This window comes from Clostridium ljungdahlii DSM 13528, from assembly GCF_000143685.1.
GTDB classification, from domain to species: domain Bacteria; phylum Bacillota; class Clostridia; order Clostridiales; family Clostridiaceae; genus Clostridium_B; species Clostridium_B ljungdahlii.
Map to the genome: position 1 here is coordinate 991,591 of NC_014328.1, position 25,937 is coordinate 1,017,527.

Sequence of the window (25,937 nt, forward strand, 5' to 3'; positions counted from 1 at the left end):
AATGGGGGAGAGTATTGTGATAAAAAATGTAAAAGTTAAAACTAAAATTTTTGTAGGATTTAGTATTATTTTGATAATGATGTTTTTAGCTACAATAGGTGCTTTTTTTAATTTTAATTGCATTGAAAAATCTACAGATAGAGTTTCAAAAGATGTTATTCCAATAGGCAATATTATGTCCCAAATTAGCAGTGAACTGATAAATGAAGAGTCAGGAGTCAGAGGTTATATTGCAAGCGATGGAGATAACAGATTTCTAGAGTCCTACGATTCAAGTGAAGAAAATATTCAAAAGGATATAAAAAATATAAAAAATTATTATTATGTAGATGGTAATTTAGCCATTACTATAAAAAATGAAGTTATACCAAATATTCAGGTAATAGATAATTATTTTAGAGATCAAATAAACTTAGTTAAGTTGGGAAAAATTCAAATAGCACGAGATAGACTTCAAGATGGAAAAGTATATATGGATGATTATAAATATGTGTATACTAAACTTAGTAATATGATAAATGAAATTACAAATAATGCATGGACACAGACTAAAAATGCAGGCTCTAGAGCAAAATGGATTATGGGTATTATATTCTTAATAAGTATTGCAGCCAGTATTTTTGCAGCAATGAAAATTTCTAATAAAATTGTATTAAGGCTTGATAAGTGTGTAGATTCCCTGGGACAAATAGCTGATGGAAATTTGATAGTTGAACCTATAAAAATAGAGGAAAAGGATGAAATAGGAGAACTGGCTACTTCAATTAATATAATGGCACAAAATTTAAAAAATATTGTAAGACTGGTTCTAAATGTTTCTAATGAGGTAACAGAAGCTTCAGAAGAACTTTATAATAACGCCCATCAGTTAAACGATACTGTAGGACATGTGAATGATGCCATTATCAAGGTGGCTGAAGGAGCTGAAAATCAATCTAAATCTTCAGGAGAAGCATCTGCAGTAGTTGAGCAAATTTCCGCAAGTTCTGAGGAAGTGGCTGCTAATTCTCAGGAAGTAGCAAATGCTGCAAGTAATGCATCTTCAGCAGCTAAAAAAGGCAGTGATGTTATATTACAGGCTGTTAGCCAGATGGAATCTATTAAAAATTCAACGGAAATAGTAAAAGATTCAGTGGAAAAGCTTAATCGTGATTCTATGGCTATTGGAGAAATTGTAAATACTATTTCAGATATTGCAGATCAAACTAACTTATTGGCTTTAAACGCATCTATCGAGGCTGCACGTGCTGGAGAGCAGGGAAAAGGATTTTCAGTTGTAGCAGAAGAAGTACGTGAACTTGCAGAGGAATCAGGTGAATCTGCAGATAAAATTGCAAAACTTATTCAGCAAGTTAAAGAAAATATTCAAGGAGCTACTGTTTCTATGAAGAGTAGTATGGACAATGTAAATGATGGGACGAAAGTAGTGAACAATGCGGGGAATTCATTTAATGAAATATTAAAGCTTGTAAATGATGTTTCTTTGCAAATTCAGAGTACTTCGGAAACTTTACAGCAGCTTGCAGAAGGTAGTGAACAAATTGTTTTAAATGTAGAGACAATTGATAGGATATCAAAGGACACTGCATCTCAAAGTCAAACAGTATCTGGAGAAACCGAAGAATTATATGCATTTATGGAGGAAATAACTTCTTCTAGTCAGAATTTAGCAAATTTATCTGAACAGCTTAAACGAGCTGTAAATAAATTTAAAATTTAATAAAACAATTTATATGTTGAATAATTGACATAATTGTGATATTATGTCTATATTAAAATTAAAAATAGTGTATATTTCGGTTGGACAAATATTTATTTGTTTTCAAGATGATAATATGACTTTTGGGGTGGAAAGTCCTTTAGGGGAGCTTTCCACTTTTTTAGCTAAAATAAGGAGATTATAATGGAAAAAACTTTATTAGATATAGTATTAATTCTTATATGTACAAAGATAGGTGGAATTATTAGTAGAAAGTTGAAGATGCCAGAGGTTTTGGGTGCACTCATTGCAGGTGTAGTACTTGGTCCTGTTATTTTAAATGTTGTTCAGTATGATGATAATATAAAACTTCTCTCAAATTTAGGAGTAATTATGCTCATGTTTCTTGCAGGTCTTGAGACTAATATTGAAGAATTTAAAAAATCAGGGTTATCTTCTTTTATTATTGCTATGTGTGGTATTATTTTACCTCTTATTTTGGGAACTTTAAGTGCATATATGTTTTTTAATAATTTCCTAGAAAATGTATTTGTTGGAGTTATTTTAACTGCCACCAGTGTAAGCATTAGTGTGGAAACTCTTAAGGAACTTGGTAAGTTAAATACAAGGGCTGGTATAAATATTTTGGGAGCTGCTGTAATAGATGATGTTTTAGGACTTATGCTCATATCTATAGTACTTGCAGTAGCCCAAAGCTCTGGTTCTGGAGCTTCAGCTTCCGGGATGATGTCACTTGTTTTTGTTTTTGTAAAAATAATTTTATTTTGTGGATTTTCTATATTGGGCATAGTGTGTTTACCTAAGTATATAAATAAATTTACCAGGGATGTAAAGCCAGGTAAAGAGATGCTTACTTTTTCACTGGCATTTGCACTTTTAATAGCATGTATTGCAGAGTATCTTGGAATAGCGGCTATCACAGGGGCATATATATGTGGACTTGTACTTTCTTCTATTGAGCATAAAAAGTATTTAGAAAGAAATATCAAAGCAATTTCTTCTGGATTTTTATCACTTATATTTTTTGCGAGTGTGGGCATTGAAGCAAATTTAAAAGGTCTCAATCTAGAAGTACTCATTATTACCTTAGTTATGTTTGTTATTGCAGTTATTGGAAAAATAATTGGATGTGGTGGTGGGGCTAGAGCTCTTAAAATGAGTAAAAGTGAGTCTTTACAAATTGGAGTAGGTATGATCTCGAGAGGTGAAGTTGCTATAATTACTGCAAATATAGGATTACAAAAAAATATTATATCGGAGGAAATATTTCTTCCAACTTTAATGGTTGTAATACTTACTACAATTATAACTCCTGTGCTTCTGAAAGTGGCTTTTTCTCATAAAAAGAATTCTTTATCTGAGCTAGATATTTAAAATTCACAAATTGTGAATTGATTATGATATTAGGAGGTGTTGTAATGATAAGAAGAGGAAATATAAAAGATCTGGACACTATAGTAAAATACAATTATAATTTAGCTAAGGAAACAGAAAATCTGAAATTAAATAAAGAAATATTGAAAAAAGGTGTAAGAACTGCATTAGAAGACAATGAAAATGGAATTTATTTTGTATATGAAAAGGACGACATGGTAGTGGGACAGATGATGATAACTAAAGAATGGAGTGATTGGAGAGGCGGAGATTATTGGTGGATACAGAGTGTATATGTAAACAAAGATTATAGAGGACAAGGAATATTTACACAATTATTTGATCATGTGAAATATCTTGCTGAACGTAGCAATAATGTGTGCAGTTTGAGATTATATGTGGAAAAGAAAAATGAAAGAGCTAAAGATACTTATAAGTCCAAAGGAATGAAAGAAACGCATTATCTAATGTATGAAATTAAAAAATAATTGTTGTTGGGAGATGGTATTGTGTTTAAGAAAATAGGTAAGTTTATTGAGGTAGCTGTGGTGTGTGGATTGCTATTTGTGGGTAAAAATTGCTATGCTGCAGAAAATTATAAAATTTGGAATAACGATGCCACCTCTAATGTAGCCAATAACAAGACATGGACAATAAGTTTTAATAAGAATATTGATATAAATTCAGCAAAAAACTCTATTAAAGTATATGAGCAGGACAATAATCAATCAGTAGCAGTTAATGTAGTGAGTTCAAAATCAGATGTTGTGCAGGTTTCACCTGAAAATCCCTACACTTCTGGCGAAAAATACGTTTTGGTAATAGATAATAACTTAAAATCTACTGATGGCAAGCAATTAAATGAAGGAGTAAAATATAATTTTACAGTAGATGGTCAAAATAGCTCCAATGGTGAAATTTCAATACAAAATTATACTCAGTATTACAATGCTGTAAAGGATGCACTTTCTAATTATAAGGATACTTTAGTTTTAAACATAACAAACTATGATAGAAGTACTTATAATTTAGGTGTCATAGATAAGATTTTGCAGGACAATCCAAATTTAAGAGATTGGTATTCAAGTGCAGGAAGTAATGTTGAAAGTTCCAGTTCTACTAAAATGACTATAAATTTTAAGTATGATGATACTAAGCAAAATTTAATAGCTAAGGAAAATGCAATACAGCAAAAAGTCGATGAAGTAGTAAACAGTGTCACAACACCTCAAATGAAAGACTATGAAAAAGAATTGGCACTTCACGATTATGTGGTAAATAATACAGAATATGATCAAAGGGCAGGTACAGCGGATATGCCTGATGATTCTTATACTGCTTATGGAGTTTTAGTGAATAAAACAGCGGTTTGTCAGGGTTATGCAGATGCTATGGACAGGCTTCTTACAGCTGCTGGTATAGAATGTAAAATGGTAATAGGACAGGGAAATGATGGAGATGGATGGATAAGCCATGCTTGGAATATAGTAAAAATACAGGGTGAATATTATGAACTTGATTCTACCTGGGACGATCCTGTTACAAATGATGGATCCAAGCTCCTTTCACATTCTTACTTCAATATAACTGATTCTCAAATTGCCAAAAATCATGAGTGGGATAAATCAGATTACCCTGCATGTAACAGTACTGACTATAGTTTTGACAAGCTAAATGTGACGGAGAAAGATAGATATGGTAATGATATAAATGTTGTAGATAATTATAATGACTTTTACAATGCATTAAAAAATTATATAACTAGTCAGAGGAAATCTTTTAGTATTAAAATATTAAATTATAATTCTACAAATTACAATATTCCAAAAACTTTAAAGCAAATAGTTACAAAATATAGTATTTATGGAGACTATAATTTAACCTACTATTCAGATGAAATATCAGGTGCAGAAGTTTTCACAATAGTAAAATCTTAATTAAAGAAAGTAAGGTGGTCTCTGACTCCCTTACTTTCTTTAATTGTTACATATACTTCAAATGAATTATATTATTGTAAAGTTTTATATAAACAGAGTTCTTGGCTTCAGGTGGAGCTTTTTTCTCCATCTGAAACTTATTAACAGGATTCTTAGTGCTTCAGCACTTAGAAGGCGTTATCCTTTAGGAGAAATCGTTATCCAGGGGCGTAGCAGCCGTTATGCACAGCATAAGAACTCTAAATCGCTGAAGCTCAAGAGTTCTAATATCCCCCACTTTATAAGAAGATGTGGTATTACGACTGGTAGCCATCGGATAAATGACGTATAATTTATATAAAGGATTTAGTCAGGAGGGAACAAAATGGATAAAAAGTTATGGGAAAAATGTGTTGAATTTCACGGACATTTATGTCCTGGACTTGCAATAGGCTATAAGGCTAGTGAGGCAGCTAAAGAAAAAATGGATATTTCCTTTTCAAAAGATGAGGAAATAGTGTGCATAACTGAAAACGATGCCTGTGGAGTAGATGCAGTTCAGGTGATAACAGGGTGCACAATGGGAAAGGGAAACTTAATTTATAGAGACCGCGGTAAAATGGCATTTAGTTTTTTTAATAGAAAAAATGGTGATGCCCTGAGAGTGGTATTAAAAAATTGGCCGAGAAGTGGAGACAGACAAAAAGATATTGATTATTTGCTAAACTGCCCTTGTGAAAAATTATTTTATTATAAAAAACCAGGATTTTCTGTGCCGGAAAAGGCTAGGTCATTTAATAACATAGTATGTGAAAATTGTGGAGAAGATACAGCTGAACATAGAATTAGAATAATGAATGGAAAAAAGGTATGTTTAGATTGTTTTAAAGAGTATTCAAGGAAAGAATAAATATCTTAATAATATATTAAAATTTTATATTTGGTTATAATTTTATACTTCTTTTATTCATAAATATAGTATATTATATTTATAATATGTATTAATATTTATCTCAACTTTCGCAGTTTAAAAAAATTATGAAGCAAAGCTTCACAAGTTAAGAATTAATAATGAAAAATTAATAGTGAAGGATGATTTTTAGCTGTCGCAAAAAATCTTTAAATTTATATAAATCAGCAATGTTTCGCTTTAGCGAAATGAGTGGTGAAAAGCTTAATCAAAGATTTTTTGTAGTGTAATGGAAAAAAATCCACATTAACTATTAATTTTTCATTCTTAACTATTAATTAAAAAAGTTTTATATGTGCGAAAGTTGGGTATTTATAAAACTAAAAAAAGGAGTTTAAACACATGAAATTTAAAACAATTTTTAGTAAGTTATTGATAGTGCTTATGGCTATAACTGTAGTTTTACCTATTTCAGGAAATAGAGTTTATGCAGATGCCTATAAAGTTGTAACCTTAGGAGGAGATCTAACAGATAGCCAAAAACAAGAAATGCTTAAGTATTTTGGAGTTACTAGACAGGATGCTAATGTAATAGATGTCAATATAGATGAAGAGAAAAAATATTTAGGAGATGTTGCAAGCAGTGATAAAATAGGTACAAAATCTATATCCTGTGCTTATGTAGAACCAACGTCTAGTGGTGGATTAAATGTATCTACAAATAACATATATTGGGTAAGCAGCAGCATGATAAAAAATGCACTGATTACCGCAGGAATAAAAAATGCAAATGTTAAGGCATCAGCTCCTTTTAATGTATCTGGAACAGCAGCTCTTACTGGAATTTTAAAGGGGTTTGAAAATAGTGCAAACGGCGGCAAAATTGATGAAAATAAAAAGAAAGCTGCCAATGACGAATTGGTTACTACAGGAGAGTTAGGTGACAAGATAGGGAAAGACAAAGCTGCTGGTGTAATGAATGATATAAAAACACAAGTAGTTAAAGATAAGCCTAAAACTGAAGCCGGGGTAAGAAAGATAGTTGAAAATGTAACTAATAACTATAATTTAAATTTGAGTACCGGAGATATTGATAAAATAACTAATGTTATGAATAAAATAAATGGTTTAAATTTGAATTTTGGAGATATAAAAAGTCAGTTAGGTAGTGTTGCAGATCAGTTAAAGGGTACTTTATCTAGCGAACAGACTCAAGGATTTTTTGCTAAAATTATTAATGCAGTTAAAAACTTTTTTTCTAATCTATTTTAGTATAGTTTAGAATTGAGAGTGGATAATTGAAAGCTACCATTTACTTTCAATTATCCACTTTAAACTTCTAACTTAAGGTATTTGAAAGAAAATAACAAGTCAAAGATGCGACGAATATTTTTTATCAGACAAGGAGGCAGGCTCCGCAGATAGTGAATCCTATCTAAGGGTTTTACCGACGCAGTATGATAAAAAATAGGCTAGTATACTGACTAGTTATTTCTTTGAAAATGCCTAAACATAATTGGGGGAATAATTTTGGAATATAAAAATTATAAGATGGAAACTTTTATACCTGAGGAATATGTGACAAAACTTCGGGAGAGTTTGAATGATATAGGAGCATTAACTATAGGTGGAAATTATGACAACTGTATGTCAGTTTCTAAAGTTACAGGGTATTGGAGACCACTTTCAGGAGCAAATCCATTTAAAGGAGAAAAAGGTGAAGTAAGTGAAGAAGAGGAATGTAAAGTAGAGTTTTGCTGTAAGAGTGACATAGTGGAAAAAGCTATAAGCACTATAAGAAAGGTTCATCCTTATGAAGAACCGGTTATAAATGTAATACCCCTTTCAAATTTTGTGAAATATTGAAAAGCATGAAGTTCCAGTAACTTCATGCTTTTTAATATATATCATATTTTTAATTTTGAAACTAATCCTTTAAGATTTTCATTTCTTTCTTTAGCATATTCTGAAAGATGCTTAGCTTTCTCTGATTTTTCTACTATTGTGTTAGTTTTTTCAGCAATGGTAGTAGTTCCGTTTGCACCTTCATTTGCAGCAGTTGTTACACCATTTATTATTTCCGATAAGTTTCTAATTGAATCAAGTATTTGGTTTGATGCATCATCAAATTCTGAAACCATGTTTTTAATTGAATTTGCATCTAAACTGTACTTATCTGCTGCGTCAAGCATAGTTTGGTAATCTAGTTTAACGTTATTTGTCATATAATCCATCATACCATTTGCACTTTGTGCAAGATTGTTTACTGAAGCTATTACTTTTTCTGTTATTTGTTTAATTTTTGAAACTGCATTAGAAGAATCATCTGCAAGTTTTGCTATTTCATCTGCAACTACTGAAAAACCTTTACCGGCTTCTCCAGCTCTTGCTGCTTCTATTGCTGCATTAAGAGCTAGAAGACTAGTTTGTTCGGTTATTTCCATTATAGTGTTTGAAAGAACAGTAATTTCATCAACAGATTTTGATTGTTCTAAGGCACTTTTAAGTTTTTCACTTGTTTCTTCATAAATTTCAAGTCTTTTTTTCTCTGATTCTAAAAAGTTTGCCTTCAATTTTTTAGCAGTATCATCAATTTCTTTAGCTGATACCGCACCTTCTTTAGCCTTGTGGGCTATAACTTCCACTGATTTTTCTATTTCATTTGATGTAGCATTCATTTCTTCTGTAGATGCTGCTGTTTCTTCCATAGTTGCTGATAACTCTTCAGTAGTTGAAGCAACATCTTCTATATTTGAATTTAATTCTTCCATATGTTTTACAGTATCTATAACTGCACCCTCTACATTTGAGGACTCTTCTTTGACCCCTAGAACAAGCTCTCCAATGGAACCTTGCATTTTATCAATGGATTTTGCAAGTATACCTATTTCATCTTCCTTATGTAAAAATTCTTCTGGTATTTTTTCAGTAAAATCGGCATTTGAAAGTACTTCCAGGTGATTACATGCCACAGTTACAGGATAAATATTTCTTTTAATAAGAATAAACATTAATGCAATTACTGCTAAGGTAATAATTATAGTCATAAGCATTATTATCCTGAAAAGTTGGGTATATTCAACATACATTTGTTTGTCTGAAATCATTGAGGCAAAGGTCCATTTGTTAGCTACTCCATTTAAAGTTATTGGAGAGTATGCTTTTAGTGATAAAGTTCCTGTAGCTATAGCTTTTTTGTGCGTTTGAAAGCTTTCACCATTAGAGATTTTATCCAAAATGTCTTTTTCGCTTTTATCCAAATCAACTATATTTTTATTCACTAATTCTTGATTGTTACCATTTGCAACAATTTTACCTGTATTTGTAATTATTGATGCATAACCACCCATAGGTTTTGCTTTGTTGACAGTTTGTTGTAGATTTTGGAGTTTAATATCTGCTCCTACCACTCCTAAAAAGTTTCCACTATCATCAAGTATAGGCATTGTTAGCGAAGTGATTAAAGTGTCTTTGCCATTTATTTTATATGTATATGGTTCTATTAAACAAGTTTTTTTAGTTTCCTTTGGAAGAAAATAATAACTTCCACTACTTTCATCATTATAACCTGTGCAAGGTTCTAGTTTTATGCTTCCATTTTCTCGTACGAGATAGGGAACGAATCTACCAGTAGCATCATGACCATCCTTATTTATATAGGAACTATCTTTACCGTCAAATGTATTAGGTTCCCAAGCTGTGTATAATCCTAGTATATCGCTATTTTTTTCTAGTGTAGTTTTTAAAAGTTCAATTACTTGTTCTCTGCTTAAACTTCCTGATTTTTTACAATATAGAACAGTATTCCTTATTCCTTCCACAGTGGTCTGTGATACTTTAAAGTCTCCTTGTATATCTTTTGCGAAAGCATTTGACACCTGCTTTGCTTGTTCACTGGCTTGGTTATAAGAACTTTGTTGAACTTTTTTTAGTGTAACTCCTTCAATAATAGCAATTCCTAAAAGCACTACTATGCCAAGTGTAATACTTAATTTAGTTGCTAGATTTAATTTTTTAAACATCTGTGACTCCTTTCAAATTTTATAGGATAATTAATAACATAATTATCCTATACTTCTGTATTTTTCTTTTACCTATATTTATTCGTTATGTATGAGTGAAAAAATTAGTGTAAATATTAAATTTTGTGTAAAATTTTGTAGATAATTTACATATATCAAGTATAGACAGTGAAATCAAACGGTTGTATAATACATTTAAAGTTAATAAAGAATTCTTATTATCTCGTTGTTATTAAGAAATCTATTTATAGTAAAATTAAATTGTTTATCAGTAGTATTATTTGATAAATAGTATTCATAAGAAACATTACTTTCTTTGGTGTAGTGTTTTTTGCAATTATATTATACCAAAAAGAATTATGTGCTTATTCTGAAGGCTTTCGCCTTAATTTTTATGTGCGAAAGTTGAGTAAGTTACTATGAAAGGAGATGATATATTGAATTTTTTAACCTGCTTTAAAGTACCAGAAGTTGCTAAAAGTATGGCACATCTATTAGTAACTCCTGAGGAAAGAAAAATTATTGAAATTATTGAAGATGATATATATTCTATTAAGGATCTGTCTACTTTAATAGAAAAAAAATTTAATGTAAATGGTGAGGAATTAGTTAGAAAAATGTATAAAAGAGCTGTTCTTAATAAAGTAGAAGTCAGTGATGGTATTTACTATAAAACATCTGAATTTTATGATAGAATTGCTTACTTTTGTCAGTATGAGACAGATATATGGTTATCTGTACCCCGGAAAATAAGGGATGAAATAGATGATTGGTATGTAACTACTTATGCAGAGACAGCAGAGCCTAGAGTAAAAGAAGTAATTGATGGAAAAAAAGATGTAATTGAAAATGCTTATTTTTTTACTCTGCAAGAGACATTAGATTTAATAGACTCTTTGGATAAACAGATATATTCAGTACCATGTAATTGTAATGCTGTATCTCAAAGGTGTGAAAAAGATAAGGATGTTTGCCTACTGTTTGAAACTGGAATTAACACCCAATGGGATAGAGGACATGGAAAACTTCTTACAAAGGACGAAGCAAAAGCAATTGTAGTAAGAGCTGATAAAAATGGATTAATGCACACATCTGAAACGGATCAAGCTATATGTAACTGTTGTGGTTGCTGCTGCTATCCTATAAGGGCTTCAAAGGTTATAGGAACGACGGGCATTTGGCCTAAAAGAAGATATGACATCATATGGGAGGAAAGTAAATGTGTTAATTGCGGAAGGTGTGTAAAAATATGCAATTTTGGAGCGTTTGTTAAAGAGGATAAAAAAATAAGATATGTTGAAGAAAAATGCCTGGGTTGTACTATTTGCAGTTCACAATGCCATGTTAAAGCAATTAAAATTAAAAAAATCTAGAGAGTTTTTATATTTTATAATTTGTATTTTCAATAAGCTAGTTGACTGGATAAACCAGAGATTAATCACATTTAAATAATTTGATTAGTCCCTTTATTTATATTCTATTATTTACAAGCTATGAGGAATTAAAATAAATAATTGTAAATAGGCTATTGACATGAGATTCTATTTATATTATACTCATTAACATAATAAATAGTTAATTGTAAAAACTTAGATAGGGATTAGTAGATTTGTATTATATTTTAAGAGAGTGGTGCAGGGTGTAAATCCACATATAGTATATTTTGAACTCGCCCTGGAGTTGTAGGCTGAATTATAGTAAGCTGAGCCGGCGAAAGCCGTTATTAAATTGAGTAAAAATTTGGATGGTACCGCGACAGACTTCTCGCTCCAAGAGAAGCCTGTTTTTTATATTATCATTTGCGGTATATAAAAAAATTGAAAATAAGAAAACTGTGATAGGAAATAGTAAATGTAATTTATATTTTAAAGAGAGTGGGGAAAGGTGAAAACCCATAGATATTGTACATTGAACTCATCCTTGAGTTATAGGCTGAAATTATAGTAAGCTGTATCGGCAAAATGCCGTTATTGAATTGAGTAATAATTTGGGTGGTACCGCGAACAGACTTCTCGCCCCAAGAGAGGCCTGTTTTTTTATACCCCTCAATATAAAAAAATTGAAATAGAAGTTTTTTTACTGGCCAGCAAAAAACTTGTGTTATATAAAAATTTTAGGAGGTTTTAATCATGAGTAAGATAAATATATTTGATACTACACTTAGGGATGGAGAACAGACACCAAATGTCAGTTTAAATATAAATGATAAACTCACTATTGCAAAACAACTTCAAAAATTATCAGTAGATGTTATAGAAGCTGGGTTTCCAAGAGCTTCGGAAGGAGATTTTGAAGCAGTTAAGGCTATTGCACAAAATATAGAAGGACCTGTTATAGTTGGTCTTGCAAGAGCTGTAAAAGATGATATATGTGAGGCTTGGGAAGCTCTTAAATATTCTAAAAAGCCTAGAATTCATGTTTTCATTGCTACATCAGATTTGCATATGAAATATAAACTTAAAATGGAACCTGATGAAGTTTTAAAGCAAGCAGTGGAAATGGTAACCTATGCTAAAAGTTTGTGTCCCAGCATAGAATTTTCTCCAGAAGATGCTACAAGGACTAGACCTGAGTTTTTATATAAAGTAGTAGAAGCTGTTATAGATGCAGGGGCAGATGTGGTAAATATACCGGATACAGTGGGTTATACTACTCCAAGTGAATATGGAGCACTTATAAAAGGAATTAAAGATAATGTGCCAAATATAGACAAAGCCACAATAAGTGTTCATTGTCACAATGATCTAGGTCTTGCCGTGGCAAACTCCCTGGCAGCTGTTGAAAATGGAGCACAGCAAGTTGAATGTGCAGTAAACGGCTTAGGGGAGAGAGCAGGAAATGCAGCACTTGAAGAAATAGTAATGGCAATTAAAACCAGATCTGATTGTTTTAATTGCGAAACAGGTATTGTAACAGAAGAAATAACAAGAACTAGTAATCTTGTAAGTCATATAACTGGGATGCAGGTTCAAAATAATAAAGCTGTAGTAGGTGCAAATGCCTTTGCCCATGAATCAGGTATACATCAGCATGGTGTTTTAAATTGTAGAGAAACCTATGAAATTATGACACCTGAATCTGTAGGACTTAAGAAAAGCCTTATAGTACTAGGAAAACATTCAGGAAGGCATGCTTTTGTAGAACGTCTTGAAGAACTGGGATATAAGAATTTAGGTAAAGAAAAAATAGATGAAATATTCAAAGAATTCAAAGATTTAGCTGATAAGAAGAAACATGTTTCAGATGAAGACATAGAAAGTCTTGTAAAAAATGAAATTTTCCAGGTTCCTGAAGTATTTAACTTAAAATACTATCAGGTTTCTACAGGAAATACAGTAACATCAACTTCTACTGTGGAAATAGAATATGACGGTAAAAATATAAAAGAAGCTTCCTGTGGTGATGGTCCTGTAGATGCTACTTTTAAGGCTATTGAAAAAGCTATAGGAATAGATGTTACATTAAATGACTATTTTATAAAATCTGTAGGATATGGTAAAGATGCACTAGGAGAGGCTACTATAAAGATTGAAAAAGAAGGCAAAATTTTTTCTGCTAAAGGAGTAAGTACAGATATAGTGGAAGCAAGTGGCAAAGCATTTATAAATGCTATGAACAAAATTCATTATGAAAATTCTCTAAAAAAAGTTGAAGAATGCTAATATATAATATAAATTTTGATAGGAGTTGATAAACATGGGTATGACCATGACGCAAAAAATACTAGCTTACCATGCGAAAATGGATGAAGTAAAGGCAGGACAATTAATAAAAGTTAAATTGGATTTAGTACTTGGAAATGATATAACTACACCAGTAGCTATAAATGAATTTAATAAAATTGGTCTTAACAATGTTTTTGACAAAAATAAAATAGCAATTGTCCCTGATCACTTTACACCAAATAAGGATATAAAATCTGCAGAGCAGTGTAAATATGTTAGAGAATTTGTAAAGAAAATGGAAATCAAAAATTATTTTGAAGTTGGAAGAATGGGAATAGAGCATGCTTTAATTCCAGAAAAAGGCCTTGCAGTTTGTGGAGATGTAGTAATAGGTGCAGATTCTCATACTTGTACCTATGGAGCTTTAGGTGCATTTTCTACAGGAATTGGTAGTACAGATATGGCAGCAGGTATGGCTACAGGGGAAGCTTGGTTTAAGGTTCCAGAAGCTATAAAATTTGTTCTTAAAGGAAAGCTTACTAAATGGGTAAGTGGAAAAGACGTAATACTTCATATTATTGGCATGATAGGAGTAGATGGAGCACTTTATAAATCTATGGAATTTACAGGTGAAGGAGTAAGTTCACTTACTATGGATGATCGTTTTACTATATGTAATATGGCTATTGAAGCAGGGGCCAAAAACGGAATTTTCCCTGTAGATGAAAATACTATAAATTATGTAAAAGAACATTCAAAGAAAAATTATACTGTATATGAAGCAGATAGTGATGCTGAGTACAGTCAAGTTATAGAAATAGATCTATCAAAAATTCGTCCTACAGTGGCATTTCCACATATACCTGAAAATACAAAGACAATTGATGAGGTAGGAGACATAAAAATAGATCAGGTTGTTATAGGTTCCTGTACGAATGGTAGAATAGGAGATTTAAGGGCAGCAGCAAGTATTTTAAAAGGAAGAAAAGTTAATGAAAATGTAAGAGCTATTATTTTCCCTGCTACTCAAGCTATATATCTTCAGGCAATGAAAGAAGGACTTATTGAAATATTCATAGAAGCAGGGGCAGTGGTAAGTACTCCTACCTGTGGACCTTGTCTTGGTGGACATATGGGAATACTGGCAGAAGGAGAGAGGGCAGTTTCCACTACTAATAGAAACTTTGTAGGTAGAATGGGACATATAAAGAGTGAAGTATACCTGGCAAGCCCAGAAATAGCAGCAGCTTCAGCAGTAACAGGTAAAATTTCATCACCAGAGGAGGTAGTAAAGTAATGATAAAAGGAAAGGCAATTAAGTATGGAGATAATGTAGATACAGATGTTATAATTCCAGCTAGATATCTAAACACCAGTGACCATAAGGAGCTTGCTTCTCATTGCATGGAGGATATAGATAAAGATTTTTCCAAGAAAATAAGTAAAGGGGATATAATGATAGCTGGTAAAAATTTTGGATGTGGTTCTTCTAGAGAACATGCACCTATAGCTATTAAAGCTTCTGGAATAAGCTGTATTATTGCTGAAACATTTGCTAGAATATTCTTTAGAAATTCCATAAATATAGGACTTCCTATAATGGAATGTGAAGAAGCTGCAAGAGACATAGATGAAAAAGATGAAGTATCTGTAGATACAGTTTCTGGAGTAATAACCAATATAACAAAAAATAAAACTTATAAAGCTGTTCCTTTTCCTGAATTTATGCAGAAGATTATAAAATCAGAGGGACTTATAAACTATATAAAAGAAGAGGTGGAAAACAAGTGAAGATAGCTATAATACCAGGAGACGGAATTGGAAAAGAGATAATTGAACAGGCAAAAAAAGTATTAAAGGCAGCTTCTGTAAAATATAAATTTGATTTTGAATATGAGGAAGTACTTTTAGGTGGAGCTGCAGTAGATGCAACAGGAGTTCCTCTTCCGGATAAGACTGTTGAAGTTTGCAAAAAAAGTGATGCTGTACTTTTAGGTGCAGTAGGTGGACCTAAATGGGATAGTTTGCCTAGTAAACTTAGACCAGAAGCTGGTCTTTTAGGTATAAGAAAGGCCCTTGGGGTATTTGCAAATTTGAGACCTGCCATACTATTTCCAGAGCTTATATCAGCTTCAAATTTGAAGCCAGAAGTACTTGGAGGCGGCCTAGATATTATGATAGTAAGAGAATTAATAGGTGGGGCGTATTTTGGAGAGAAAAACAGAATAGATATTGAAGGTGGAAAAAAAGCTTGGGATACTATAAGTTATACCAGCTTTGAAATAGATAGAATTACCAGAAAGGCTTTTGAAATTGCAAGAAAGAGAAACAATAAACTTACTCTAGTAGACAAGGCCAATGTACTTGAGAGTTCCAAGCTGTGGAGAGAAGTAGTTGGAAACATAGCAAAGGAATATGAGGATGTAGAAATAAATTATATGTACGTGGACAATGCTTCCATGCAGCTTATAAGAGATCCTAAACAATTTGATGTAATTTTAACTGAAAATATGTTTGGAGATATTTTAAGTGATGAAGCTTCAATGCTTACGGGTTCTCTTGGAATGCTGCCTTCTGCAAGTGTAAGGGGAGATTCCTTTGGATTATACGAACCTGTACATGGTTCTGCACCAGATATTGCAGGACAAAATAAGGCAAATCCAATTGGAACAATCATGAGTGTTGCTATGATGCTTAAGTATAGTTTTAATATGGAACAGGCCTATGTGGATATAAAAAATGCCATATCAAAAGTGCTTGAGGAAGGTTATAGAACAGGTGACATTGCACTTGAAGGATCAAAATTAGTTGGCACAGAAGAAATGGGAGACTTAATAGTTAACAATTTATAATGTAGAGTTTCTAAGTAGAAAGTTTACTTATACCAGCCATATACTAACAAAAATCATCACACTAAAAACTTTTTATAAGTCTAAAGTTCGGTATTTTGAAAATCTAAAGAAGCTTATATAAACTCGTACCTCAGACATATATAAGCTTCTAAGATTTTCTAAAATACCTCACTAAGACTTATAAAAAAAGTTTTTAAGTGTGATTTCTATTTTGTTAGTATATTTTATGTATAAGTTAAAATTTTATTAGAATTACTATAGAATTTATAAATTATGTTCCAGTTATTAAAATAAATGTATATTAAATATTCTATGTGTGATTTAATTTTTCCCAATATAATTGTATATTGGGAAGAATAAATATCATTAACAGTATGACAATTATTTAAAATTGAAGTACATCCTACTATGATTATCCTTTCATGAGAAGTATTTTTCTCAAGTATATGGGGTTTGTTAACAGGGCTCCAGCTTGAGTAGTTATTAATATATTTTCAATAGTTGAGCTAAAACCTATAGCGTTTCTAACTTAAAAATAAAACTTATACGCAGAAATATTTTACAATAAATAAACACATTTAAATATTTTGTGTATAAGTCTTAGTAGAAAATTTGTAAAAAAACTTAGACCTTTTGAATTGCTTGAGGTACGAGTTTTCAAAAGGCCTTAGTTTTTATAAATTTTCTTCTTAGACTTATCAAAATATTTAACCGTGTTTGTGGTTGTAAAAATATTCGGAGTATAAGTTTTATTTTTTGCTTAGAAATTCTATAGAGTAATTTACCTCAATTGATAGCTATATTGTCCATCTTCTTCAACATTGTAAAAATCAGAATAATCTATGTCAAAAATATTTTTATGGATATTGCTTATATTTACTTTATTTTTTATTAGATATCCTAGTACGCCGCAGTAAGATATATCTCCAACTAGAAGTGCACCATAGATTACTCCATCTTTGTGAACTATTTTTTGATAAACTCCATCTCCTTCTAATGTATCCACAGCATAACTTTCATCTGCTATATTTACATTACCAAGGGATACGCATGGAAGGTTAAATAAATTCATTGAGTTCTTCATGCCAAAAGTGTCATTTAACTCTTTATTTATACCTACCATGTTGTAAGCAGCAGTCATTCCCTGTTTTACAGCTATAGGCCATATAGGAGCAGTAAAAGTAACATCTCCGGCAGCATATATATTATCTACAGTGGTTTTACAATGTTTGTCTATGACAATGCCTTTTTCAACTTTTATCCTGCTGTCTTTTATAAAGTTTACATTTGGTCTAACACCAGCAGCAACTATTATCATATCGCAATCTATAGCAGTTGAATTTGATAGTACGGCTTTACTTACAAAGCCATCTTTATTTAAAACTACCTCTTCCAATTTAACTGAAGTAAATACATCTATACCTTTTTCTTTTAACAACTTTTCATATATAGAGGATGCGGCTTTATCCAGTTGAAGTGGGAGAATTCTATCTCCCATTTCTACAACTGAAATCTTTATATTTTTTACCATAAGCCCTAAAAGAGCATCAATTCCTACAAGACCTGCACCAAGTATTACTACTCGTTTTGTGCTTTTAAGTTTGTCTTGTATAGCAGTTACATCTTCAAAATTTCTGAGGGAGTATACTCCTTTAGCTTCTCTTAAATTTTTAACTGGGGGAATAAAGGAGGAAGCACCAGAAGCTATAAGGAGTTTGTCAAATTTGAAGCTGCTGTTGTCTTGAAGTAAGACTTTTTTCTTGTCAATATCAATATTGCTTACATCTGCATCTTTTATCCATTCTATATTATTTTTTTCAAAGAAATCAGGGTCTACAAAATTTATGGTCTCTAAATTTCTACTTCCCTCAAGTACTTTGTGGAGTATACATCTTGAATAAACTGCATCATCCTTTGAAATAATGGTTATTTTAGAGGATTTATCTAACTTTCTTAAAGTTTTAGCAGCATTTATTCCAGCAGCACTGGCTCCTATTATCACATATTTTGTATGAAAAAATATTTTTATCGTTAAACCACTCATAGGAGATTTGCCTCCTTTTCAATATAAATTGCTCCTGTTGGACAATTTTCAACGCATCTAGGTGTATCTCTGTCACCACACAGGTCACATTTAACTACTTTACTTTTGGTCTGAGTATCTGGTTTCAATACTCCGTAAGGACAGGACATGACGCACATAAAGCAGCTGGCACATTTATGCTCATCATAGGATACTATACCACTTTCAGGATCTTTAGTCATGGCACCGCTCATACATGTCATTACACACTCAGGTTCATCACAGTGACGGCAAAATATAGGAAGTTTGTTTCCACTATCATCTTTAGATATATGATTTCTACTTTCAAGAAATTTATTGCTAAGATCCAGATCATAAAAAGATTTCCCATTTTCATTGTGTTCTGCCATACAAGCTAAAGTACAATTTAAGCATCCGGTACATAAATCCTTATTTATCATTATTCTTTTCATGAGATCACCCTCTAAATTTTAATTAAGACCTAAACTTTTTCTTCTTGCAAGTATGGTTTCTTCTAATTTATCTGCAGCTTTTATTACATCGTCTTCTATTATAAGCTTGCCGCCTGTTAGATTTTCCATATCTTCACATAAAACTTTTGTTACCACTTTGCTTCCGCCAATGAAAGGAGATATAGCAAGGTGAAGTGGTAATCCAAGGGCAAGACCAAAACTTCCATCTGCCAATGCTTGTTCTTCAAGCCATTGAGGTGCAGAAAGTACAAGTGGAAGCTGTGGAATATCTATTTTTAGGTATTCTGCTAGTTCTTTTGCTACAATTTCCAATCTTCCAATAGCAAGACATGGACCAAAATTTAGTACAGGTGGTATTCCTAGGCTCTTACATACTTCTTTTAAGCTATCTCCTGCAAGTTCAGCAGCTCCTGGAGACATAAGTCCTACATTTTCAAGTCCACCACTTGAACAACCTGCAGAAAGCACAATTATATTTCTCTTTATAAGTTCTTTTGTAAGTTCTACTGTAAATACATCATGACCTTTGGCAGTTAAGTTTGAACAACCTACTATTCCAGCAACACCTTTAATTTTTCCAGCAGCAATTAAGTCTACTAGGGGCTTCCAGCTGCCGCCTAAGAAGGATTTTAAGGAACCTTCACTTACACCTGTTATGACGTCATCAAAGCCATGGTTTTTAGGAATATTCATTGTAACTTTAGATCTTCTTTCCTTATAACTTTCAATAGCTGTATCTATAACATGATTGCTTATTTTTTCTCTATCTTTAAAAGAGTATTCTACATATTCTGCATTTGATTTTTTAGAAACGTCATCTAGGCATATCATTTTAACCATGAACTTATCAGCTATTGGCTCGATGCCAGGAAGAGTACAGTTGAATTCAGATACTATTGCATCTATACCTCCAGTTGCTATTAAGGCTTCACTTGTAAAGTTATTTCCTGCATGACCGGAGAAAACATCAGTATAGTATTTACCTCTTAACTGTAAATCCTGTCCTACACAGGTACATCCAACTAGTTTGAATCCTTTAGCACCAACTGCTTGAGCTTTTTTTACAGCTTCAGGTTTTACAAGTTCTTCTTGAAGATGGGCAATCATGGAGTGTTGGTGGCCTGTTATCATTAAATTTATATAATCCGTATCTACAACTTTAAAACCAACTTTTGCAGGTCTTATAGCAGGTTCACCTAAAACTATGTCATTTAATAAATTTGTAAGGGTAAGTCCATAAATTCCAGTGGATATTCCAAGTTTTAAACAATTTAAAAGCATATCTACAGGGTCACTGTTTAGATTTGTAGAAGTTTTTACTACGCCATCAAAAACTTCTGATTTTGCACCGCCAGGCATTATATTTAATTTGTTCCAATTTTCTAGTCTAGGTGCATAAGCTAATTTGTTTATAACTTCCATTTTTTCGAATTTTGGTTTGTATAAGTCCTTTAATACGGCATCAGCTACTAGTACAGCCTTTTTATGTGGGTCAGATTCTGTTATACCTAATTTTTCTGCCAGTGTATTGAGAGCATTCATTCCTTTTATCTCGCCGCCGGTTTCACCTACGGATTTTACGTTTCTAGCTGTATTTTCGACTATATGAATATAACATCCACTGCCGGCAGCTACAGCTCTAAGAAAGTTTCTTGCAACCATGGTATCAGCACTAGCACCACATACTCCTCTTGGAGCTTTAGGTGTTATCCTACAGGGACCGTTTGCACAGAGTCTACAGCAGACTCCTAGCTGACCAAAACCACATTTAACACTTTGGCTTTCTACCCTATGATGAGAAGTTTCTACACCATCTAGAGAACCTATAAACTTTTCAAGTACCTTATCTGCTGACTTACAAATTTTGTTATTTGACATAATAAAACCTCCAAACTATACTATTTAAGTATACTATTAAATTATTAAAATTACTGATTAAAACTAAATTTATCAGATGCTTACCATCTATAATACCCTCATTCTGAGAGTTAACAGGTGATAGGCTCCTGGATAAGTTCTTTTCTTAAAGGATACCGTATTCTAAGTGTTAAAGGCACTAAAAATACTGTTAATAAGACTCAAAATTATAATAATTTGATAATATTGATTAATATTACTTATTTACAAGTATAACTAACTAGAAAATAATTGTTATCCGATAACAATAATATAAACCTTTTCGGTTTTCTTGTCAATACAAAATATAAAATAATTCTTATTTGATTGAAAATTATTGTATATTGATATAATAGAAGAGTAGAAGTATTAAAAATTAAGGAGTAAAAACATATGACAAAAGTTTTGTTTAATGAATTAGGTATAAATGAGGAAATAACAGAAGGACTAAAAAAGGAAGGAATTGAATATGCTGCAGAAATACAGTATAAGGCCATTCCAGAAGCTCTTTTAGGTAAAGATGTAGTAGGAGAATCAGAAACGGGTAGTGGAAAAACGTTAGCTTATATTGTTCCTATATTTCAAAAAATTGATTTTGAAAGTAAAGATGTTCAGGCATATATACTTGCGCCCACACATGAACTTGCGATCCAGATACATAATGTAATAAAAAACTTAGCTTGCAATTCAGATATTCCAGTTAGGTCTGCAGCTATAATAGGAAATGTAAATATAAAAAGACAGGTGGAAATTTTAAAAAATGAAAAGCCGCATATAGTGGTGGGTTCCACAGGAAGAATACTTCAACTTATTAAAATGAAAAAACTAAAATCCCATAATGTCAAAATCATTGTAGTAGATGAAGCAGATAAACTTCTAGATAAGAACAACATAAATGATGTTAAAGCTATAATAAAAACTACATTAAAAGAAAGACAATTAATGTTTTTTTCAGCTACAATAGATGATAGAACTTTAGATATAGCAAGGGACTTAATGAAAGATTACAAATTTATAAAGGCAGAACAAAAAACTTCTATGAATGAAAATATAAAACATATGTGTTTTATGTGTGAAAGAAGAGATAAAATATTAATTCTAAGGAAACTTGTGCATATATTAAATCCAAAGAGGGCTATTGTATTTGTAAATAAGCCAGATGAAATAGAAATACTTACAGAAAAATTAAAATATCATAAATTAAGAGCACAAGCTATATATGGAGCTGAAGACAAGAAAGTGCGTAAAAGAGCTTTGGAAAGTTTTAAATTAGGTAAAATTAATTTACTAGTAGCTTCAGATATAGCAGCAAGAGGACTTGATATAGATGATGTAGATTATGTTTTCAGTTATGATATACCAGAAGATCCCGACAATTATTTACATAGATCAGGGAGAACAGCAAGAGCTGGCAAAGAAGGTACGTCTATATGCATAATCACAAATAAAGAGCAGAAATTATTAAAACAGTATGAAAAGTCATTTAATATAAAAATAGATTTAAAAGATATATACAAAGGAAAAATAATAGAACATAGATAAAAAATTTTTTATACACAGGGGGATTGTAATATTGGTTACATTAATTAAAAATACATTAAAAGAATTTGAAAGTTTAGAAAAAGCTATATTTGAAGCTGAAAATACTAAAGAACCTTATTGGATTGATATAAATATGCCGCAAGAACATGAGTTTTCAATATTAAAAAAACATTTTCATTTTCATCCTATTACAATTCAAAACTGCACGCAAAAAATTAAAAGATCTAAAATTCATGATTATAATGAATATCATTTTATAACCATTACATCAAGTGGAGATTTAGTAAAAGGATTTTTCCCTTATAAAAATATACATATATTTATAAATAAAGACTTTATAATAACGATTCATTATAATGAAAATAAAATAATTAAAAAAATATTTACTGAATTAAAGAAAAAATCAAATGCATGCATTAAAGGTACTGATTTCATACTATATAATATTTTAGATGAAATTGTGGATCAGTATTTTATATTGACGGATAAGCTGGAAAATCATATAGATATTTTAGAGGAAAAAGCAATGATGAGACCTGTTCAACAAACAGCAGCTGAAATAATGAAATTGAAAAAAAACATTATGAAATTAAGGCATACAGTATCTCCAATTAGAGAATTGTTAAGTACATTATTGAGACATGATGATATAATCTCTGAAACTAATAGAATATACTATTCAGATATATATGACCATATTTTAAGAATATATGATTTAATAGAATCAGAGCAAGAAATGATAACATCTTGTTTGGAATTGTATTCATCACAGCTTTCAAATTCCATGAACAAGGTAATGAAACTTTTAACCATTATTACTACAATTATGATGCCTCTTACAATAATAACAGGGGTGTATGGAATGAATTTTGAATACATGCCTGAATTACATTGCAGGTATGCTTATTTTATAGTTTTATTTGTAATGGCACTTATTACAATATGTGAGATAATATTCTTTAAGAAAAAAGGTTATTAAAGTTTGCAAAAAATGATCTTAGTGATGAAAAGTCACTGAGATCATTTTTTTAAATCCTTATAAAATCCTTAAAATTAGTATTTACAATTAACGTGAATTGATAAGGGAGGATTTATAAAGATGGAAAAATACATTTTACAAACAAAAAATTTATGTAAAAATTTTAAGGGACAGCTAGCGGCAAATAATATTTCGTTTGCAATAAAAGAAAATTCTGTTTATGGATTGCTTGGTCCTAATGGTGCCGGAAAATCTACTACATTAAAAATGATTACAGGGATACTTAAGAAAACTTCAGGTGAAATTATTTTTGAAGGACATCCCTGGAGCAGAAAAGATTTAAAGGATATTGGGGCACTAATTGAAGCTCCTCCACTATATGAGAATTTAACTGCAAGGGAAAATCTAAAGGTCAGAACTACACTACTTGGACTTAAGAAATCACGTATTGATGAAGTACTCCAAACGGTTGATTTAACAGACACAGGGAAAAAGCGTGCAGGTCAATTTTCCATGGGTATGAAGCAGAGACTTGGAATTGCTATTGCACTACTTAATCATCCTAAACTTTTAATTTTAGATGAACCTACTAACGGACTAGATCCTATTGGTATTCAAGATTTGAGAAATCTTATTCGTTCTTTTCCAGAGCAGGGTATAACAGTTATTTTATCTAGCCACATATTGTCTGAGGTAGAGCTTATTGCAGATCACATTGGAATTATTAGTAATGGAATTTTAGGATATGAAGCAAAAATTAATCCGGGTGAGGATCTAGAATCACTCTTCATGGAAGTAGTTAAAAAATCTAAAAGGGAAATGAGGTAATTAAAATGAGTTCATATTTGAAGGCAGAGAACTTAAAGTTAAAAAGGACGATGACTAAAAAACTTGTTTTGATTTTCCCAATTGTCACACTTTTTTTTGGTTTTATGACAGGAGTTTATTATCAATTAAATACATTTAATTGGTGGTACATGCTTATGCTGCCGGGAGGTGTTTCACTTTTCTGTGCACTTGTAAATCAAAAAGAAGAAAAAAAAATTAAATATAGAGCGGTTTTCTCTATGCCTATTGATTTAAAAAAAGTTTGGATTTCAAAGGTTATTCTTATAGCTGTTTATGTTTTATTTTCTTGCATTCTTTTGGCGTTAGGAGTTGGTATAGTAGGAAAATATGTCTTGCCAAAAGTTATTTCAAGTTTTGCTTTAAATTCTATAGTTACTATTCCAGGTATAAATGCAATTACAGCAGCTATTGTTATTGCAATAACGTCACTATGGCAAATTCCACTTTGTCTATTTTTAGCTAAGAAATTTGGGTTTTTTGTACCGGTTATTTTAAATGTTGCAGTAGGTATAGGCCTTAATGGAGCGATGGCTGTGAAATCCATCTGGTGGCTGTGTCCGTATAGTTGGACGAGTCGTCTTATGTGTCCTATACTCGGTATACTTCCAAATGGGCAGTTGCCAGTAGGAAAAGATACAATAATGCTTAGACCAGATGTTATTCCAGTAGGAATTGTGTTATCTATTTTACTATTTGTTGTACTACTTACTGTTACATCAAGTTGGTTTAAAAATCAGGAGGTGGTATAAAATGTTGTCATTATTTAGAGCTTTATGGGCTGACTTTCAAAAGCTAAAACATACTCAAATATTTTGGATTCATATTATAATTCCGATAATAGGTGCATTATTTTTTCTTGTCTGTTACAATTTATTTAACAAGGTAGAGACTATTGAAAAGCACGTACTTTATTTTGAATTACTTGGCATTGTGTTTCCACTTCTAATTGGAATAATTTGCAGCATGGTTGTTTCACAGGAAGAACAAGCAGGTCAATTTCAAGTGCTGCTCGGCAGCACAAAATCAAGAAGTATTTCATGTTTAAGTAAGCTGCTTACCTTGATTTTTATGGGAATATTTTCTTTATTTTTAGCTCTTGGTATAGTACTTTTTGGACTAAAATTGTTTTTATATGTATCCAACGTTCCTTATTTATTATATTTTCAGGTGTTTGGATGGCTTATTTTTAGTAATATATTTATTTATATATTAAGCTTTTTTGCCAGTTTAAAGTTTGGCAGGGGAGCATCTATTTTTCTAGGAATTGCAGGAATGCTTATTGCTGCGCTAATGATTACAGGACTGGGAGATAGATGCTGGATGTATCTTCCCTGGGCATGGGGTGTAAGGTTTTGTGATTTTGCTACTTTGAATTTTATGTCTTCAGCTATGCATAAAGAAATTCCTTATCTTTTACATAATATTCAAAAAGCATCGTGCATTACAGGTGCATATACTTTGGGAATATTGATGCTGCAACTTTTATGGTTTGAGTTTTGGGAAGGACGTAAGTCTGAAGAATAATATTTTTATACAGATTAAAAATATTGCAATGCAATATTTTAAATAACAAAGTACAAAGTTCAAATATCAGATAAGGATAATTTTCTTCCTGACGTCAGAAAATATTAAAATTATAGGTTTCCTGAGGTACGAGGGAAATCATCTTTATCTGTTCTTTGCTATTTTTACTTT

General features: G+C 31.5%; 21 protein-coding genes and 3 other annotated features. Of the genes, 17 read left to right on the forward strand and 4 right to left on the reverse strand.

The features are described from left to right. Positions 1 to 16 precede the first annotated feature (16 nt). From CLJU_RS21215 to cutA, 7 genes are all read left to right on the forward strand, one after another. On the forward strand, positions 17 to 1,720 hold the full coding sequence (locus CLJU_RS21215; RefSeq protein WP_049781879.1) for a methyl-accepting chemotaxis protein: 1,704 nt from the start codon (positions 17 to 19) through the stop codon (positions 1,718 to 1,720). Positions 1,721 to 1,798: 78 nt separating this feature from the next. Next, positions 1,799 to 1,857 (forward strand) — a sequence feature (sodium ion sensor (DUF1646 type); this cis-regulatory element may regulate processes involved in with the transportation of sodium ions). Between the two features lie 46 nt (positions 1,858 to 1,903). Continuing rightward, positions 1,904 to 3,094, forward strand: a complete 1,191-nt coding sequence (locus CLJU_RS04420) for a cation:proton antiporter (RefSeq protein ID WP_013237562.1) — start codon at positions 1,904 to 1,906, stop codon at positions 3,092 to 3,094. 44 nt (positions 3,095 to 3,138) lie between these two features. Continuing rightward, positions 3,139 to 3,582: a GNAT family N-acetyltransferase gene (locus CLJU_RS04425; RefSeq protein ID WP_013237563.1), complete on the forward strand. Its 444-nt coding sequence runs from the start codon at positions 3,139 to 3,141 to the stop codon at positions 3,580 to 3,582. Between the two features lie 21 nt (positions 3,583 to 3,603). Further along, a complete protein-coding gene (locus tag CLJU_RS04430; protein ID WP_013237564.1) occupies positions 3,604 to 5,031 on the forward strand; it encodes a transglutaminase domain-containing protein in 1,428 nt (475 codons plus the stop codon). Positions 5,032 to 5,395: 364 nt separating this feature from the next. Then, positions 5,396 to 5,920 carry an FmdE family protein gene (locus tag CLJU_RS04435; protein WP_013237565.1) on the forward strand — a complete coding sequence of 175 codons (525 nt, stop codon included), beginning with the start codon at positions 5,396 to 5,398 and terminating at the stop codon, positions 5,918 to 5,920. A gap of 402 nt (positions 5,921 to 6,322) precedes the next feature. Next, positions 6,323 to 7,192 (forward strand): DUF1002 domain-containing protein, encoded by an 870-nt coding sequence (locus CLJU_RS04440; RefSeq protein ID WP_013237566.1) that lies wholly within the window; start codon positions 6,323 to 6,325, stop codon positions 7,190 to 7,192. A 258-nt stretch (positions 7,193 to 7,450) separates the two neighbouring features. Next, the gene (gene cutA, locus CLJU_RS04445; protein WP_013237567.1) at positions 7,451 to 7,786 is read left to right on the forward strand and encodes a divalent cation tolerance protein CutA; all 336 of its coding nucleotides are present in this window, start codon (positions 7,451 to 7,453) and stop codon (positions 7,784 to 7,786) included. 41 nt (positions 7,787 to 7,827) lie between these two features. Here cutA and CLJU_RS21220 read toward each other — a convergent pair whose 3' ends face one another. Continuing rightward, a complete protein-coding gene (locus CLJU_RS21220) occupies positions 7,828 to 9,942 on the reverse strand; it encodes a methyl-accepting chemotaxis protein (RefSeq protein ID WP_013237568.1) in 2,115 nt (704 codons plus the stop codon). Between the two features lie 437 nt (positions 9,943 to 10,379). Between CLJU_RS21220 and CLJU_RS04455 the strand changes: the two genes are divergently transcribed. The 5 genes from CLJU_RS04455 to leuB all read left to right on the forward strand — a co-directional run bounded on the left by CLJU_RS04455 (position 10,380) and on the right by leuB (position 16,459). After that, entirely contained in the window at positions 10,380 to 11,315 is a 936-nt protein-coding gene (locus CLJU_RS04455; protein ID WP_013237569.1) for a 4Fe-4S dicluster-binding protein, read from the forward strand. A gap of 208 nt (positions 11,316 to 11,523) precedes the next feature. After that, positions 11,524 to 11,717 (forward strand) — a binding site (T-box leader). A 50-nt stretch (positions 11,718 to 11,767) separates the two neighbouring features. Next, positions 11,768 to 11,965 (forward strand) — a binding site (T-box leader). Positions 11,966 to 12,068: 103 nt separating this feature from the next. Continuing rightward, positions 12,069 to 13,604 (forward strand): 2-isopropylmalate synthase, encoded by a 1,536-nt coding sequence (locus tag CLJU_RS04460; RefSeq protein ID WP_087943148.1) that lies wholly within the window; start codon positions 12,069 to 12,071, stop codon positions 13,602 to 13,604. A 28-nt stretch (positions 13,605 to 13,632) separates the two neighbouring features. Continuing rightward, positions 13,633 to 14,904 (forward strand): 3-isopropylmalate dehydratase large subunit, encoded by a 1,272-nt coding sequence (leuC, locus tag CLJU_RS04465; RefSeq protein ID WP_479723105.1) that lies wholly within the window; start codon positions 13,633 to 13,635, stop codon positions 14,902 to 14,904. Then, complete coding sequence (leuD, locus tag CLJU_RS04470) at positions 14,904 to 15,398, forward strand: 3-isopropylmalate dehydratase small subunit (RefSeq protein ID WP_013237572.1); 495 nt, start codon at positions 14,904 to 14,906, stop codon at positions 15,396 to 15,398. Before leuC ends, leuD begins: the two co-directional genes overlap by 1 nt. Further along, positions 15,395 to 16,459: a 3-isopropylmalate dehydrogenase gene (gene leuB / locus CLJU_RS04475; protein WP_013237573.1), complete on the forward strand. Its 1,065-nt coding sequence runs from the start codon at positions 15,395 to 15,397 to the stop codon at positions 16,457 to 16,459. Before leuD ends, leuB begins: the two co-directional genes overlap by 4 nt. A gap of 781 nt (positions 16,460 to 17,240) precedes the next feature. On the opposite strand, the gene CLJU_RS04480 is transcribed toward leuB, so the two are convergent. The 3 genes from CLJU_RS04480 to cooS are packed head-to-tail and all read right to left on the reverse strand — an operon-like array spanning position 17,241 to position 20,854. Beyond that, positions 17,241 to 18,503 carry an NAD(P)/FAD-dependent oxidoreductase gene (locus CLJU_RS04480; RefSeq protein WP_013237574.1) on the reverse strand — a complete coding sequence of 421 codons (1,263 nt, stop codon included), beginning with the start codon at positions 18,501 to 18,503 and terminating at the stop codon, positions 17,241 to 17,243. Continuing rightward, the gene (locus tag CLJU_RS04485; protein WP_013237575.1) at positions 18,500 to 18,955 is read right to left on the reverse strand and encodes a 4Fe-4S dicluster domain-containing protein; all 456 of its coding nucleotides are present in this window, start codon (positions 18,953 to 18,955) and stop codon (positions 18,500 to 18,502) included. The genes CLJU_RS04480 and CLJU_RS04485 overlap by 4 nt, the downstream gene beginning before the upstream one ends. A gap of 18 nt (positions 18,956 to 18,973) precedes the next feature. After that, positions 18,974 to 20,854, reverse strand: a complete 1,881-nt coding sequence (cooS, locus tag CLJU_RS04490) for an anaerobic carbon-monoxide dehydrogenase catalytic subunit (protein WP_013237576.1) — start codon at positions 20,852 to 20,854, stop codon at positions 18,974 to 18,976. Positions 20,855 to 21,265: 411 nt separating this feature from the next. On the opposite strand from cooS, the gene CLJU_RS04495 reads away from it, so the two are divergent. The 5 genes from CLJU_RS04495 to CLJU_RS04515 all read left to right on the forward strand — a co-directional run bounded on the left by CLJU_RS04495 (position 21,266) and on the right by CLJU_RS04515 (position 25,766). Next, a complete protein-coding gene (locus CLJU_RS04495; protein WP_013237577.1) occupies positions 21,266 to 22,414 on the forward strand; it encodes a DEAD/DEAH box helicase in 1,149 nt (382 codons plus the stop codon). A gap of 31 nt (positions 22,415 to 22,445) precedes the next feature. Beyond that, positions 22,446 to 23,393 (forward strand): magnesium/cobalt transporter CorA, encoded by a 948-nt coding sequence (corA, locus tag CLJU_RS04500; RefSeq protein WP_013237578.1) that lies wholly within the window; start codon positions 22,446 to 22,448, stop codon positions 23,391 to 23,393. A gap of 120 nt (positions 23,394 to 23,513) precedes the next feature. Next, positions 23,514 to 24,221 carry a lantibiotic protection ABC transporter ATP-binding protein gene (locus tag CLJU_RS04505; RefSeq protein ID WP_013237579.1) on the forward strand — a complete coding sequence of 236 codons (708 nt, stop codon included), beginning with the start codon at positions 23,514 to 23,516 and terminating at the stop codon, positions 24,219 to 24,221. A gap of 5 nt (positions 24,222 to 24,226) precedes the next feature. Next, positions 24,227 to 24,991 carry a lantibiotic immunity ABC transporter MutE/EpiE family permease subunit gene (locus tag CLJU_RS04510; RefSeq protein ID WP_013237580.1) on the forward strand — a complete coding sequence of 255 codons (765 nt, stop codon included), beginning with the start codon at positions 24,227 to 24,229 and terminating at the stop codon, positions 24,989 to 24,991. Position 24,992: 1 nt separating this feature from the next. Next, positions 24,993 to 25,766 carry a lantibiotic immunity ABC transporter MutG family permease subunit gene (locus tag CLJU_RS04515; protein ID WP_013237581.1) on the forward strand — a complete coding sequence of 258 codons (774 nt, stop codon included), beginning with the start codon at positions 24,993 to 24,995 and terminating at the stop codon, positions 25,764 to 25,766. Positions 25,767 to 25,937 lie beyond the last annotated feature (171 nt).

Coding starts and splice junctions, on each gene's coding strand:
- CLJU_RS04420 (WP_013237562.1), top strand. CDS start 1,904: ATGGAAAAAACTTTATTAGATATAGTATTAATTCTTATATGTACAAAG.
- CLJU_RS04425 (WP_013237563.1), top strand. CDS start 3,139: ATGATAAGAAGAGGAAATATAAAAGATCTGGACACTATAGTAAAATAC.
- CLJU_RS04435 (WP_013237565.1), top strand. CDS start 5,396: ATGGATAAAAAGTTATGGGAAAAATGTGTTGAATTTCACGGACATTTA.
- CLJU_RS04440 (WP_013237566.1), top strand. CDS start 6,323: ATGAAATTTAAAACAATTTTTAGTAAGTTATTGATAGTGCTTATGGCT.
- CLJU_RS21220 (WP_013237568.1), bottom strand. CDS start 9,942: ATGTTTAAAAAATTAAATCTAGCAACTAAATTAAGTATTACACTTGGC.
- leuD (WP_013237572.1), top strand. CDS start 14,904: ATGATAAAAGGAAAGGCAATTAAGTATGGAGATAATGTAGATACAGAT.
- CLJU_RS04480 (WP_013237574.1), bottom strand. CDS start 18,503: ATGAGTGGTTTAACGATAAAAATATTTTTTCATACAAAATATGTGATA.
- CLJU_RS04485 (WP_013237575.1), bottom strand. CDS start 18,955: ATGAAAAGAATAATGATAAATAAGGATTTATGTACCGGATGCTTAAAT.
- cooS (WP_013237576.1), bottom strand. CDS start 20,854: ATGTCAAATAACAAAATTTGTAAGTCAGCAGATAAGGTACTTGAAAAG.
- CLJU_RS04495 (WP_013237577.1), top strand. CDS start 21,266: ATGACAAAAGTTTTGTTTAATGAATTAGGTATAAATGAGGAAATAACA.
- CLJU_RS04505 (WP_013237579.1), top strand. CDS start 23,514: ATGGAAAAATACATTTTACAAACAAAAAATTTATGTAAAAATTTTAAG.
- CLJU_RS04510 (WP_013237580.1), top strand. CDS start 24,227: ATGAGTTCATATTTGAAGGCAGAGAACTTAAAGTTAAAAAGGACGATG.
- CLJU_RS04515 (WP_013237581.1), top strand. CDS start 24,993: ATGTTGTCATTATTTAGAGCTTTATGGGCTGACTTTCAAAAGCTAAAA.